The organism is Paenibacillus algicola (assembly GCF_005577435.1).
Lineage (GTDB): Bacteria > Bacillota > Bacilli > Paenibacillales > Paenibacillaceae > Paenibacillus_AQ > Paenibacillus_AQ algicola.
In genome coordinates this window covers 2,290,580-2,303,487 of the sequence record NZ_CP040396.1, presented here as the reverse complement: position 1 = coordinate 2,303,487, position 12,908 = coordinate 2,290,580, and the positions used below count along the sequence as shown (strand labels likewise).

Annotated in this window: 13 protein-coding genes; 5 read left to right on the top strand and 8 right to left on the bottom strand. The window is 50.9% G+C overall.

The genetic code is table 11. From position 1 onward, the window contains the following. Position 1 precedes the first annotated feature (1 nt). From qoxA to qoxD, 4 genes are all read left to right on the top strand, one after another. Positions 2–982: a cytochrome aa3 quinol oxidase subunit II gene (gene qoxA / locus E6C60_RS10635; protein WP_138225832.1), complete on the top strand. Its 981-nt coding sequence runs from the start codon at positions 2–4 to the stop codon at positions 980–982. Between the two features lie 84 nt (positions 983–1,066). Continuing rightward, positions 1,067–3,010 carry a cytochrome aa3 quinol oxidase subunit I gene (gene qoxB / locus E6C60_RS10630; RefSeq protein ID WP_138225831.1) on the top strand — a complete coding sequence of 648 codons (1,944 nt, stop codon included), beginning with the start codon at positions 1,067–1,069 and terminating at the stop codon, positions 3,008–3,010. Further along, positions 3,007–3,603, top strand: coding sequence for a cytochrome aa3 quinol oxidase subunit III (gene qoxC, locus E6C60_RS10625; RefSeq protein ID WP_138225830.1), 597 nt, complete (start codon positions 3,007–3,009; stop codon positions 3,601–3,603). Before qoxB ends, qoxC begins: the two co-directional genes overlap by 4 nt. 1 nt (position 3,604) lies before the next feature. Beyond that, positions 3,605–3,892: a cytochrome aa3 quinol oxidase subunit IV gene (gene qoxD, locus E6C60_RS10620; RefSeq protein WP_138225829.1), complete on the top strand. Its 288-nt coding sequence runs from the start codon at positions 3,605–3,607 to the stop codon at positions 3,890–3,892. A gap of 89 nt (positions 3,893–3,981) precedes the next feature. Here the strand turns inward: qoxD and E6C60_RS10615 are convergent, their stop codons facing one another. The 4 genes from E6C60_RS10615 to E6C60_RS10600 form a co-directional block, all read right to left on the bottom strand. Beyond that, a complete protein-coding gene (locus E6C60_RS10615) occupies positions 3,982–5,226 on the bottom strand; it encodes a DHH family phosphoesterase (protein ID WP_138225828.1) in 1,245 nt (414 codons plus the stop codon). A gap of 77 nt (positions 5,227–5,303) precedes the next feature. Continuing rightward, positions 5,304–5,633, bottom strand: a complete 330-nt coding sequence (locus E6C60_RS10610; protein WP_138225827.1) for an antibiotic biosynthesis monooxygenase — start codon at positions 5,631–5,633, stop codon at positions 5,304–5,306. A gap of 98 nt (positions 5,634–5,731) precedes the next feature. After that, positions 5,732–6,694: a biotin synthase BioB gene (bioB, locus tag E6C60_RS10605; protein ID WP_407669158.1), complete on the bottom strand. Its 963-nt coding sequence runs from the start codon at positions 6,692–6,694 to the stop codon at positions 5,732–5,734. Between the two features lie 184 nt (positions 6,695–6,878). Continuing rightward, the gene (locus E6C60_RS10600; protein WP_138225825.1) at positions 6,879–8,798 is read right to left on the bottom strand and encodes an LTA synthase family protein; all 1,920 of its coding nucleotides are present in this window, start codon (positions 8,796–8,798) and stop codon (positions 6,879–6,881) included. A gap of 218 nt (positions 8,799–9,016) precedes the next feature. On the opposite strand from E6C60_RS10600, the gene E6C60_RS10595 reads away from it, so the two are divergent. After that, the gene (locus E6C60_RS10595) at positions 9,017–9,934 is read left to right on the top strand and encodes an NAD-dependent epimerase/dehydratase family protein (protein ID WP_138225824.1); all 918 of its coding nucleotides are present in this window, start codon (positions 9,017–9,019) and stop codon (positions 9,932–9,934) included. A gap of 105 nt (positions 9,935–10,039) precedes the next feature. On the opposite strand, the gene E6C60_RS10590 is transcribed toward E6C60_RS10595, so the two are convergent. From E6C60_RS10590 to E6C60_RS10580, 4 genes are read right to left on the bottom strand one after another with little or no spacing between them, the layout of a single operon-like run. Further along, complete coding sequence (locus E6C60_RS10590; RefSeq protein WP_138225823.1) at positions 10,040–11,101, bottom strand: glycosyltransferase family 4 protein; 1,062 nt, start codon at positions 11,099–11,101, stop codon at positions 10,040–10,042. A 20-nt stretch (positions 11,102–11,121) separates the two neighbouring features. Continuing rightward, complete coding sequence (locus E6C60_RS10585; RefSeq protein ID WP_138225822.1) at positions 11,122–11,460, bottom strand: hypothetical protein; 339 nt, start codon at positions 11,458–11,460, stop codon at positions 11,122–11,124. Positions 11,461–11,495: 35 nt separating this feature from the next. Beyond that, entirely contained in the window at positions 11,496–11,663 is a 168-nt protein-coding gene (locus E6C60_RS20930) for a hypothetical protein (protein WP_175415269.1), read from the bottom strand. Positions 11,664–11,681: 18 nt separating this feature from the next. Then, positions 11,682–12,905, bottom strand: a complete 1,224-nt coding sequence (locus E6C60_RS10580) for a glycosyltransferase family 4 protein (protein ID WP_138225821.1) — start codon at positions 12,903–12,905, stop codon at positions 11,682–11,684. Between the last annotated feature and the right edge of the window lie 3 nt (positions 12,906–12,908).

The following is a 12,908-nucleotide window of genomic DNA, read 5'->3' as shown; positions in this document are numbered from 1 at the left end:
CATGAAAAAACGAGGGCCGTTATTTGCATTGTTGATGAGTATAACCTTGCTTTTATCGGGCTGTAGTTCATTGACCGTCTTGGATCCGAAAGGTCCGGCTGCAAGGACCCTGTCCGATACAATCATATTTTCTATCTTCATGATGGTCGGCATTCTGGCTGTGGTATACGTTCTTTACATCTATATGCTGGTCAAATACCGCGCTAGAAAATCCAATGAAGGCTACGAGCCGCCGCACGATGAGGGCAGCAAGCTGCTGGAGATTACATGGACGATTATTCCGATCATTATTGTAATCATCCTTTCCGTAGTGACAGTCAAATCAACCATAGCTGTTGAGAACGTGCCGGAGGGCTATGAAGATCAGGAGCCGCTGGTTATCTACGCTTCCACCTCCAACTGGAAATGGCATTTCAGCTATCCGGAACAAGGCATTGAGACTGTCAATTATGTGAACCTCCCGACCAACCGTGCTATCGAGTTCCGCATGTATTCTTACGGTCCGATTACGAGCTTGTGGATTCCACAGCTTGCCGGTCAGAAATATGCCATGAGTGACATGGTTACGAAGATTAACATGGTAGCAGACGTTCCGGGCTCATATATGGGTAAGAACGCAAACTTTAGTGGTGAAGGCTTCGCCCATATGGACTTTGAAGCGCTGGCGATGCCTGCTGCTGAATTTGAAGAGTGGGTAGAAGACGTGAAGGCGAATGAGAAGGATCTGACCGAGGAGCAGTTTGATGACCTTCTGGTGACCCCTCATGTTGGCAGAATGTCCTTCTCCAGTACGCATCTCGAATTCAGTCCTCCGCCGGAGGATGGCCACCATTCCAATGGTCATACAGATCATCAGGATAAGAAGCAGAAGTTCCCGGAGCCGGCAACCTCTGAAGAGGAAGTGGAGTTCGATGGCGAGCCCAATGTCGAGCCGGACACTTCTAATGAAGATTCTACTCACAACAACCACGAAGGTCACTAGGGACTGATGAGGCTGAGGCAGATGGCGTAAATTTGCGTATACTGCCCCCTCTCCCCTGTACATCCTGAAAGGAGATAAGCCCTTATGAAATGGGACGAATTTTTCGTTACCGGTGAACCATTAATCTATGGCGCCATGGTTAGTATCGTTCTCGTTTCCCTGGCCATTGTAGTAGGCTTGACCTACTTCAAGAAATGGGGATACCTGTGGAAAGAATGGCTGACAACCGTTGATCATAAAAAAATCGGGGTCATGTACATTTTGGCTGCACTCATCATGCTGTTCCGCGGCGGCGTCGATGCGATTATGATGCGGGCGCAAACGTCCATGCCGGATATGAAATTCCTGGACGGACAGCACTACAATGAGATTTTTACAACACACGGGGTTATTATGATCCTGTTTATGGCGATGCCATTTATCTTCGGCCTGATGAACGTTATCATCCCGCTCCAGATCGGGGCGCGCGACGTTGCTTTCCCTCGGCTGAATGCGATCAGCTTCTGGCTCTTCTTCGCCGGAGCGATGCTCTTTAACATCTCGTTTGTGATCGGGGGCTCTCCGGATGCCGGCTGGTCGGCATACTTCCCGCTCGCCGGACCTGAGCTGAGCCCGCATGTGGGGAACAACTATTACTCGTTATCCATCCAGATTTCAGGGATTGGTACTCTGATGACCGGTGTGAACTTTATTGTCACCATCCTCAAGATGCGTGCACCGGGCATGACGCTGATGAAGATGCCGATGTTCACCTGGTCGGTTCTGATCACAAGCGTGATCATCATCTTCGCCTTCCCTGTCCTGACGATTGCATTGCTGCTGATGATGCTGGACCGTCAGTTCGGCACCCAATTCTTTACGATGCAGAACGGCGGCATGGATATGCTCTGGGCCAACCTGTTCTGGGTATGGGGACACCCTGAGGTTTACATTGTCGTACTGCCGGCATTCGGGATTTTCAGTGAGATCATCTCGACCTTTGCCAGAAAAAATCTGTACGGCTACACCTCCATGGTACTCAGTATGCTCGTCATCTCTGCCTTGTCCTTTATCGTATGGGCACACCATTTCTACACGATGGGTCAAGGTGCTATGGTCAACGGCTTCTTCTCCATCACCACGATGGCGATTGCTGTACCGACCGGGGTTAAAATATTCAACTGGCTCTTTACGCTCCATCGAGGGCGAATCCAGTTTACGACACCTATGCTGTATTCCCTGGCCTTCATTCCGATCTTTACGATCGGCGGGGTAACCGGCGTTATGCTGGCTATGGCCAGTGCCGACTACCAGTATCATAATACGATGTTCCTGGTGGCGCATTTCCACTATGTGCTCATCCCGGGTACCGTGTTTGCCGTCATCGCCGGCTTCCACTACTGGTTCCCGAAAGTGTTCGGCTTCCGCTTGAACGAGCGTAAAGGCAAAACCGCTTTCTGGTTCATTATTATCTCGTTTAACGTGACCTTCTTCCCACTGTTCTTCCTGGGTCTGCAGGGCATGACGCGCCGGATGTACACGTATTCGGAAGAGACCGGCTTCGGTCCGCTGAATATGCTGTCGATGGTAGGTGCGATCGGCTTGACCATCGGGTTTATCCTGCTGGTGTACAACATTTACTGGAGTACCCGCTACGAGCCGCGTGATAAGACCGGCGATCCTTGGGACGGACGCTCTCTGGAATGGTCCATTCCAAGTCCGGCTCCCGTGTATAACTTCGCCGTTGTTCCGGAGATTAAGCAGCGGGATGAATACTGGTTTGCCAAGAAAGAGAAGCGTTCCCTGTTTGATAAGAAAATTGAGAAGATTCATATGCCAAGCAATTCGGGCAAGCCATTTGTCCTTGGCATCGCGTTCTTCTTCCTCGGATTCTTCGTGGTATTCAGCTGGTGGAGCCTGGCGATCCCAGCCGGCCTGGCCGTTCTGATCATCATGGCCACCATGTCCTTTGACAGAGACCACGGCTACTACATTCCAGCGGAAGAAGTCGCCCAAACTGAAAAGAAACTGCGGGGTGATACGGTATGAAGATAGATGCCACTCAGCCTCTGGAATATGGAACGGAAGAGAACCGCAATAAGATCTTTGGGTTCTGGTTGTTCCTTGGCGCGGAGATTGCACTGTTCGCGACACTGTTTACCGTATACTTTGTTCTGGTTGACCGGTATGCTTCCGGTCCGAACGGCGCCGAGATCTTTGAGATCGGCCCCGTTCTGGCCGAAACCTTTATCCTCCTGACCTCCAGCTTCACGATCGGCCTGGCGGTTCACGCCATGCGTCTGGGGCTGAAGAAGCAGATGATGATGTTTATGATCATCACGCTGGCATTGGGAGCGGTCTTCCTGGGTATTGAGATTTTCGAATTTTTCACGTACGTTCATGAAGGGGCTACAATTACTACAAGTGCATTCTTGTCCAGCTTGTTCACTCTGCTGGGAACGCACGGTGCTCACGTCACCTTCGGCTTGCTGTGGGGGATTGCCATCCTGGTCCAGCTGAGAAAGCATGGACTGGATCATAGCACAGCGAACAAATCGTTTATCTTCTCGCTGTACTGGCACTTCCTGGACGTCGTTTGGATCTTCATTTTCAGCTTCGTATATCTGAAAGGACTGATGTGACATGTTGAAGCAGCTGTTTCCCATCAAGCACGTCGTTGGCTATGTGGCCTCCCTCGGCCTGACTGCTTTGGCACTGGTCGCATTGATGGACCTGCCCGAAGCTGTCAAAATGGCCATCCTGGTGGTCACTGCCATTCTACAGGCTACGCTCCAGCTGGTCCTGTTCATGCACATCGGTGAATCGGACGACAAGAGATCGCTGTATATCAATATATTCTTTGCCGTCTTCGTAGCCCTCGTCACCATCTTCGGCTCCCTCTTTATCTTCGTGTGGGGATGGTACGCTTAAGCTCGAAGGCCAATCGTTAGAAATACTCACAAAGAAGCTGCCTCGAAGATTAGATCTTCAAGGCAGCTTCTTTGTGCTTACGTAAGGTATTACAGATCATCAATAATCTTTTCTTCATCCAAATCGGGCTTAAGCCCTCTGCGGCGGCTGCGAAGCCAGTGCTCCGACAGAAATTGAACATATCGGTCATCGCGGCAGAGCCAGGCCCCATAGTGTCGTTTGATATGACGCTCGGCGTCTTCAAAGGAAGGGAAGTCAAACGGCAGCGCCTCCTTGTCCCATTCCGCCGTCCAGTTGCCGGAGCCGGATTGATACAATAGGATGTTGCTCTTCCCCGGTGTGTCGTAGAGCACGCCGTGCTCGGAAGCTTTTACGTTATAGGCGTTTCGGGGTGCATCCAGCGGCAGTGGGTCCAGCTCAAACGGCTCTGCCGCATATAAGCGGAACACCTCTTCGTTCATCGTACAGCCCGCTGCCTTGGCATGCCCGCCTCCGCCATAGCGCTTGGCAATGTCCGCTACATCCATATGATCGTGGATCGTTCTCAGACTCATGCGCCGTCCACCCAGGTTCAGAATGGCAATATAATCAAGATGAGGGTTGCCCTTGCCCAGCTCACTCGCCAGCTCGGAATGATAGCTCTCTGCGTACACAATTCCCACGCACTCCTCACCAATAAAGGTCTGAGTCATCTCCCGGCGCTTGCGGCGGATATAGCGTTCAATCTTGTCCTCTTCCAGCGTCAGCAGCTTCTCCTCAAACTCATCAAAGGCAAAGTGACTGCTGCCCTGAAGGCGGCTTAACATGCGGGTCTCAAACTCCTCGGGAGACAGCAGATAAAATAGATCATTCAGCCGCTTTGCCTCAATTTCACCTGCTTTCTCCCACTCCCATGTATCATATAAGCGAACCCATTCTACAAATTGATCTAGTGAGGGTGAAGGCTGCAGCCACTCCCGGGACTGCATATATTCATAAAGCAAGGAGGTGGCAGATGCAGTACGTCCATCCTCATGATGAATGTGCACGCTCCCCCATTCGTGTGCGTTCAGATGCAGTGAGGTCTTATGGTGATCCAGCAGCATCACCTTCCCGCCTGACGTGACAAACCTATTTATGCGCGCTTCAATCTCCGGACTCACAGCAAGATCCGTAATCAGAAGCATATTCTCCGGCTGGTTCTGCTCCGCCTGCTGAAGCAAATACCGTTCTACCTGCGCATTTAAGCTATGAACTGCATGATACCGCACCTCAACCTTGGATCCGAACGCCAGCCTGGCAAGAATTCCACAGCTCACCCCGTCCAGATCATTGTGGCTATATAAGTGAAACAATAGGAACGCTCCTTCACAATTAAAAATGAGGCAGACCTAGCTGCCTCATTAACATTCCCGTCTATTTTCCAAAATACTCAATCGGCTCGGGGTCCCTTGGACGACTCTACAGTATACACCCCGTGGGTGCTGCTGACATGATAGTCAGGCTTGGGCTTGCCAATCTTCGCCTTATGGCCTTGAATATGCGCTTCACTTGTTTCCCAGCGCTTCCATGCTTCTTTGGATTCCCACCGGATGACCACCATAATTTCTTCCGTTTCATCCTGGCGCCGCTTCTCCTTCACCATAACGCTGAGATCGATAAAGCCCTCAATCTTCTCAATCTCACCGGGACCGGTGAAGTTGTCCACCACATGATGTGAATGACCAGCAGTAACTACGATCGTCTTGACCTCTACGAACATGAACAGCACTCCCTTGTATGAAAATAGTCCTCCTGACAGCCAGTCGCTCACTGATCAGATATGAATATCCTCATTGTAAATGATAAAGATTATCATTGTCAAAGAGCGCATGTCTCAATTTCAAACCCGAGATCCTCAATCATCGACCAATCAGACTGCTGATCTTGTCCATCTGTGGTCAAATAGTCACCGACAAAGATCGAATTAGCTGCATAAAGTCCCAGCGGCTGCAGTGATCTTAGGTTGATCTCGCGCCCTCCGGCAATCCGGATTTCTGCGGAGGGGTTCACCATTCGCATCATTGCAAGCCGTTTCAGGCACTGAACAGGGGTGAGCTCCTTGACGCCTTGCAGCGGTGTGCCCTCAATCGAGTTCAGAAAATTACAAGGAATGGATTCAGCTCCCAGCTCACGCAGTGCAAATGCCATCTCTACCGCTTCCTCTTCACGTTCACCCATGCCAAAAATAACTCCGGAGCAAGGTGAAATGCCGGCGGCCTTCACTTGATTCACGGTATCCACCCGATCCTCATACTGATGCGTCGTTGTAATGCGGCTGAAATGGTCCTTCGACGTATTCAGGTTATGGTTGTAGCGATGCACTCCGGCCTCAGCCAGCTGACCTGCCTGATCCTCATTCAGGAAGCCCAGGCAGCAGCAAATTTTCAGGTCGGTGGTGGCTCGTATTTCCTTCACAGCCTCTGCCACATGTCGCACCTCCTTATCCGTCGGACGTCGGCCGGAAGCGACAATGCAGTAGGTACCGGCTTTACGGCGAATCGACTCCTGCGCACCCTCCAGGATCTTCTCCTTGGTCAGCCAGGCATATTTGTCTATGGGTGCTTCCGAAACGATCGACTGGGAGCAATATCCACAGTCCTCGGGACATAACCCGGATTTGGCGTTAATAATCATGTTCAGCTTGACCCGGTTTCCGAAATAATGACGCCGAACTTCATAAGCCGCCTGCATTAAGGACAGCAGCTCCTCATCGGGACATCGAAGAATAGCCAGGGCATCCTGGGGTAGAAGGTCTTGCTTCTGCAGCACTTGAGCGGCCATGTGCTGCCAGCGGTTCTGGGTTAAGGTTATCATCCGTTGTACTCCCTTACTTATATTGTTAACTCAAATATCATATTATCAAGTTAACAATAGACTGGCAAGACTAGGATGAAGCGCTTTTGCGAACGAGAATATAAAAAAGAAGCTGCCAGCATCTCTCGACACGGACAGCTTCTCCTATGGCTCATGGTGCACGGGATGGAAGCAGATTGACATACTCATCAGACAGCTTCATGATTTGCAATATAAAATCATAATCATTTCGGTAAGCCGAGAAATCCTCTACAGGCTCCAGGGTATCCAGCGATACTGCTCTGCCGTCTTCAAATCCATTACCGGGAATGAACAGAATTTCATCGTTCAGAAAAGAGCCCGTTGGCAAGTAGTATCGCATCCCCGTCACATTATGATCAATGTTCAGCAGGTCTTGACCAAAGGCTGTGAAGCCTTCTTTTTCCAAAGAAATCCCCATAATGTTTGCCACCGTCGGGAGAATATCAATCTGCCCTCCGGTGCGCTCGATGGTCTTGCCGCCCTGCTGCCCCGGAATACGTATCACAAGCGGCACGTTCAGCCGACTGACATCATCCTCGTAAGGAATATTTAGCGTGGATGAAATGAGGCTCGCCGGGGTTTCGGCGGGGTTGATGCCAAAATGATCTCCATACACAACAAGCACCGTATTTTCCCATAGCCCTTTCTGCTTCAAAGCGTCAACCAATAGGCCAAGCGCATAGTCCGAGTAGTTCACAGCATCCAGATAATGTCCAAGCTGGGTCCCTTGCAGTTCAGCAGGGATGTCAATCTTGGATCGGTCCTCCGGTACGATAAAGGGAGAATGGCTGGATACCGCAATAAAATGGCCATAGAAGGACTTGCCGGTTTCTTGCACTTCGATCAGCTTTTGCAGTCCGGTTCTGTACATCTCCTCATCCGAAGCACCAAAGTCGTTAAACTGGTCATTGTTGAAGCTCGGCTTATCGTAATATTGATCAAAGCCTAGAGCCGGGTACAGCTGTGCACGATTCCAGAAGGCGGCATCATTAACGTGAAAGGTACTGGAGATATAATTCCGCTCCGCCAAGAGCTTGGGCAGACTCGGCAGCTGTTTATGGCCGAACCCCTTGGACATCGCAATCGACCCTGCGGGATAGATGGACGTATTGGTTAGAAATTCCGCATCCGACGTATTCCCTTGGCCAATCTGCTGAAAAACATTCGGAAAGTACAGTCCCTCATCAGCGAGTGTGTTCATCACCGGAGTAATTTCCTGTCCGTCCAGAAAAGCATGCAGCGGAAAGCGCTGCAGTGACTCCAGCTGTACGATCAGCAGATTCATTCCCTCTCCGCTGCCGAAATAGTCAGGCTCTGCTCTGCTTTCGGTCTTATCCTGATACGTATAGGATGCTTTGAGCTCCTGCACCTTCTGTGCCGTCTCCTCCAAGCTGGTATCTGCCAGCGCTTTGGTGTCCCGCGCATCCCGGAGAGCTTCGGCCACCTGATAACTCACAAACCCCAGCTGTTCTGCGCGCACCTTCTCGTTCTCAATGGTCCAGCTTCTGGTCATCGCCACTGCCGACAATCCGAGGGATGAGATCAATATGAGTGCCATCGAGAGCTTCCAGAGCTTTGACGGTCTCTTTCCTGCTTCACGAGTGCCAAAGGAAAGCGCACTTCGATGTCTTCTGCGAACCGCCACGGCTCGAGCTGCGCGAGCTACCAGCAGCGCCGCCAGATCGATAAAGAATAGAAACTGCTCCGGACGCAGCAGCGTATGGACACTGCCCTTTACCTGATTGACCTGACCCAGTCCGGAAAGCGCTGTGTAGGTCGGGACGGAGCCGAAATATGCGACGTACACGACGGAAGCAAACAACAGGATTGAAATGATTCCATTAAACATCCAGTAGACCAGCGGCCTGACTTTAGCACTGATCGACAGCTCCAGCAATGCGAGTAAGCCTGCAACCGAGATCACATCCCAGATGATCCTGCCCCATTCAATATCCTTAAAAACAAACCATCTGAACAATAGCAGCTTGAGCAGCAGCAAGACAAGCATGCCGCTATACCAGAGCAATCCGGTTCTTGGTGATGTATTCATCGTGTACTCTTCCTTTATGATTGTTATTTTTACATACTTCGGTATTCATTTTTACAATAGTCATTATTATATCAGCAAAATAACACCCAAACCAATAGCGGCAGCCGAAGAGCCTGGAAATGCCCAATCAAGACTCCTCTGGTCATCACCACAAGCGCACCTCCAGCATTTCACGTATCATAGAGCATCCCAACCAAGGCTGGAGGTTGTTCCCGAACATGAAAGTAGTAGTTACCGGAGGTGCCGGATTCATTGGCTCGCATCTCGTGAACCGTCTGGTGATGAGCGGCTATGAGGTGCATGTACTTGATAATCTGGCCAGCGGCGATGCCGGGCGTCTTCATAATGAAGCGATCCTTCATGTCTGTGATGTTCGAAGTGAGTACGCTGCCTCCCGTCTTGCACAGATTAAGCCGGAGCTTATTTTCCACCTGGCGGCCCAGGCTGATGTACAAAGCTCCATTGCCAATCCTTGGCTGGATGCAGACACGAATATTTCAGGTACCTTAAGGCTCCTGGAAGCCGCCAAAGCAACAGGTGTACGGAAAATCATATTTGCCTCCACCTCCGGCGTTTATGGCGCGCTGGATCAGCCGCTCATTACAGAGGGGGACCCTGTGGCTCCGATTTCCTTCTACGCCTTGTCCAAGCTGTGTGGTGAGAGATATATCCAGCTGTACAGTCAGACCTTTGGTCTCGACTATACCATCCTGCGCTATGGCAATGTTTACGGACCGGGACAGACACCGAAAGGAGAAGGCGGTGTTATTTCCGTGTTTGGCGAACGGCTGGCCCAAGAGCTGCCTTTGAATGTGTACGGAGATGGTAATCAGACCCGTGATTTCATTTATGTACAGGATGTTGTAGGGGCCAATCTGGCCGCGATGTACAAGGGACATGGCGAGATTTTGCATGTAAGCACAGGACAGTCTACGAGTATCAACCGCTTAATTGATCTTCTTGCCAGTCGCCTAGCCAGAACCATTATCCCACACTATCATCCTGTCAAAGCCGGTGACGTTTATCATAGCTGTCTCTCCAGCACCAAGGCGCTGAAGGTACTCGACTGGAAGGCTCAGTATGATATGGAACAAGGGCTGGCGGAGACTGTGAAGGCTTGGCGTCTCTCCTCTTGATCCGGGCAGGTTCTTCGCGTATCCCCGTGATCCTGCGAGCGGGAAATCTTATCAAACATTTCAAAAGAGGTGGCACCCGGGATGAACCGGGTGCCACCTCTTGATTTATACGGAGTGCAGCATTTGCGCGAAATTCGCGGCATAGATGTGGGGGTTAAACGCTTGTTGGACATGGCCCTGCGCCTGGGTCCGGATCTGCTCCCGTAAAACTGAATCCTGCATCAGCCCTAACCCTTCATGGACGGCATTCTCTATATTCCCGAGCGTGTAAAATTTCCCGGTAAAATTATGATATACCGAAGTGGAGACGCCGTCTGAATCTGTCGTTAAGACCGGACAGCGACAGCTCATCGCCTCCAGGATCCCATACGGGGCTCCTTCCACCTTGGAGGTGGAGCACAGAAACCCTCCCGAATCTCCGATCACTGAATAGTAATATGGCATATCGGCATTGGGGACATTCGAGAACAGGGTCAGACGTTTTTCGAGACTCAGCTCAGCAATGAGCTGCAAAAACTGCTCTCGTTCTGAAGGGATGCTTAGCTGAGGATCCTCGAACATCCACATGTTCAGTTCCGGGACGTATTGACTCAAGTGATATCCAATCCACAAAAACTCACGCCAGTTTTTATTATCCTCAATTCGGCCGAGCCAGGCAATGACTGGTGATTGCGGTGCAGGAGCAGCATAGTAGGTAAAGCTTGTAGTATCAAAGCAATTATTGAAATTATACTGCGGAATATATGGGTACAGCTCGTTAAACAACGAGGAAATATGAGGCGTGCATGGATTTAGAAGCGCTGATGCGTGTGCGTTTACATAAGGTGCTGCCGATATTAATTGGGTACGCGCATAATCCTTAGGTCCATACCCTTGAATTTCCAAGATCAGCTTGCCAGTGTAGCCCAGCATTCGCAGCCGGGGAAAGCTGAGATGGTCTGTCGTGACGATGATGGCAGCATACTGGTGCAAATCCAGGTAATGCTTGATTTCAATGTCATTTCTGGTCACATAGATCGGGAAATCCACGGGATTCTGCATGCCGGACCCCCAAGTATAATACAAGCAGTGCGCTTCAATGCCCGCTAATCGAAGCGCACGGCAGCGTTGCCGATTCAAGGTCTCAACCCCGCCGCTCGGAGTATAATAAACAAATAATACCTTCATCTTTAGCAGGCCTCCCTTCTTTATTCCATCACACTGAAGTGGGAATTGGAGAACACCGCGATCAACTGTCCCTGGTCCTTGGCATAGACAGTAATGCCGGTCGTAAGAGAGGTGTTAATGTTTGTTACTAGCAGCAGGCTAAACGCCCGGTGGTGATTATAAATATCAGGAAGGCTGACCGTGCTTCCGGCAGCGGCGTGGACCAAGGTGACATAGAATATGCTCCCATCCGGATAATATCCGTGAACCAGCACATCAAAAGGCTCACTGCCATGGTTACTGATATATAGATCACTGCTTTGAATGTATCTGGCATCAATGGGGCTAAAGGGTGCAGCTTCCAAGCGAAATACCGACATGATGAATGACCTCCTTGTACAGACCAGAACCTCGCTTAGCCGATATTGTAAATCAGCGGGTCCGGCAGTACGTAATCTTTGGGCAGAGCGGAGACGATCTGATTCCATACGACATAATCCACCAAGAGCTCGGGATTGGAGGTCTGAACGGCAAACCACCGATTATAGAGGTCGCTGATGACCTGATAGGCATCCGGATTCATATGACAGCCCTCCTGTCGTTATATTTTTCGTGCCAGAACTTCATGATAGGTCATAATCATCTGCTCCATCATTCGATCCATGGACCAGACCTCATTCGCATATGCCTGGCCATTTCTGCCCAGGGCTTGACGATACTCATCGTTGGCCAAGAGCAGTATCAGCTGCTCTGCAATGGCTCCGGCATCTCCCACCTGACTGATCAGTCCGGTGACTCCCTCCTGCACCATTTCCGGCAGCCCTCCCGCGTTGGACACTACGCATGGCAAGCCCGCCAGCTGTGCCTCCATCACGGAATACGGCTGGTTGTCCTGCACACAGGTATGAACGAAAATATCCGATTGCCCCAGCAGAGCCGGGATGTCATTTCGTGCCCCGTGAAATATAACGTACTCCTGCAGGCCCAGCTGCTGCGTCAACGCCTGAAGCGACGCCATAAGCTCTCCGTCACCAACGATCCAGCATACCCAATCGGATCTTCGGCGAGCCACGATGGCGAGCGCGGCAAGCAGCACATCAATCCCTTTGACAGGAACGAGTCTGGCCGGAAAAATGAACACTTTTTTGCCAGGGGGCCGCTGGATCAGAGTACCTCGCGCCATTTTGTCATAGAACGCCTCAGTTTCAATGCCATAAGGCAATACCTGAATCCGCTCTGACGCTACACCGTATTCTTTCACGAGGATGTTCTTGCTCCATTGATTCGCCGTTACTGTCAGATCGGAGGACATCGCGGATTGAAATTCCATCTCCGGGTAGTAGTTCCAGGTTGGAGAGCCGTTGGCTACCTGCAGCTCAGGACGCTTGCGAAAATGCTCATGCATCTCCCGGGCAACCGACCCGTGCACCTGTGAGATGAGCGGGATGTGCTTGGGCTTCACCCGATACAGTGCGCGGGCTGCGAAGATATCCTGTGTGTGGATGATGTCGTAGTGATCCAGTCCAAAAAAAGCTGCTGCCAGCTCCAGACTATAACGTTCAAATTCGTAGTATTTTAGATAGCTTTCGCTGTTCACAATCGGTGCTGTCACCAGATTCAGTTTCGTTCGCAGCATCGGCAGCAGGAGCTCCTTGGGCAGCTCCCGCCCTTGGTTGACAAGATAATAGGATGAGTAGTCCGGGCTATTGCCCAATAGGTCTACCTGATGCCCCATCATCACGAGCCGGTCATGCAGCTGCTGCATAAAGTTCCAGACCCCTCCAACATGAGGCACAAGCCACATCGTAGCCAGCAGTATTCTCATCTT

Bases quoted from the DNA above. Each gene is read 5' to 3' on its own strand.
- E6C60_RS10600 (WP_138225825.1), bottom strand. From the start codon at position 8,798: ATGAATACATCACCAAGAACCGGATTGCTCTGGTATAGCGGCATGCTT.
- bioB (WP_407669158.1), bottom strand. From the start codon at position 6,694: ATGGCCGCTCAAGTGCTGCAGAAGCAAGACCTTCTACCCCAGGATGCC.
- qoxA (WP_138225832.1), top strand. From the start codon at position 2: ATGAAAAAACGAGGGCCGTTATTTGCATTGTTGATGAGTATAACCTTG.
- E6C60_RS10610 (WP_138225827.1), bottom strand. From the start codon at position 5,633: ATGTTCGTAGAGGTCAAGACGATCGTAGTTACTGCTGGTCATTCACAT.
- qoxC (WP_138225830.1), top strand. From the start codon at position 3,007: ATGAAGATAGATGCCACTCAGCCTCTGGAATATGGAACGGAAGAGAAC.
- E6C60_RS20930 (WP_175415269.1), bottom strand. From the start codon at position 11,663: ATGAATCCGGATGCCTATCAGGTCATCAGCGACCTCTATAATCGGTGG.
- E6C60_RS10590 (WP_138225823.1), bottom strand. From the start codon at position 11,101: ATGAAGGTATTATTTGTTTATTATACTCCGAGCGGCGGGGTTGAGACC.
- E6C60_RS10585 (WP_138225822.1), bottom strand. From the start codon at position 11,460: ATGTCGGTATTTCGCTTGGAAGCTGCACCCTTTAGCCCCATTGATGCC.
- qoxD (WP_138225829.1), top strand. From the start codon at position 3,605: ATGTTGAAGCAGCTGTTTCCCATCAAGCACGTCGTTGGCTATGTGGCC.
- qoxB (WP_138225831.1), top strand. From the start codon at position 1,067: ATGAAATGGGACGAATTTTTCGTTACCGGTGAACCATTAATCTATGGC.
- E6C60_RS10580 (WP_138225821.1), bottom strand. From the start codon at position 12,905: ATGAGAATACTGCTGGCTACGATGTGGCTTGTGCCTCATGTTGGAGGG.
- E6C60_RS10595 (WP_138225824.1), top strand. From the start codon at position 9,017: ATGAAAGTAGTAGTTACCGGAGGTGCCGGATTCATTGGCTCGCATCTC.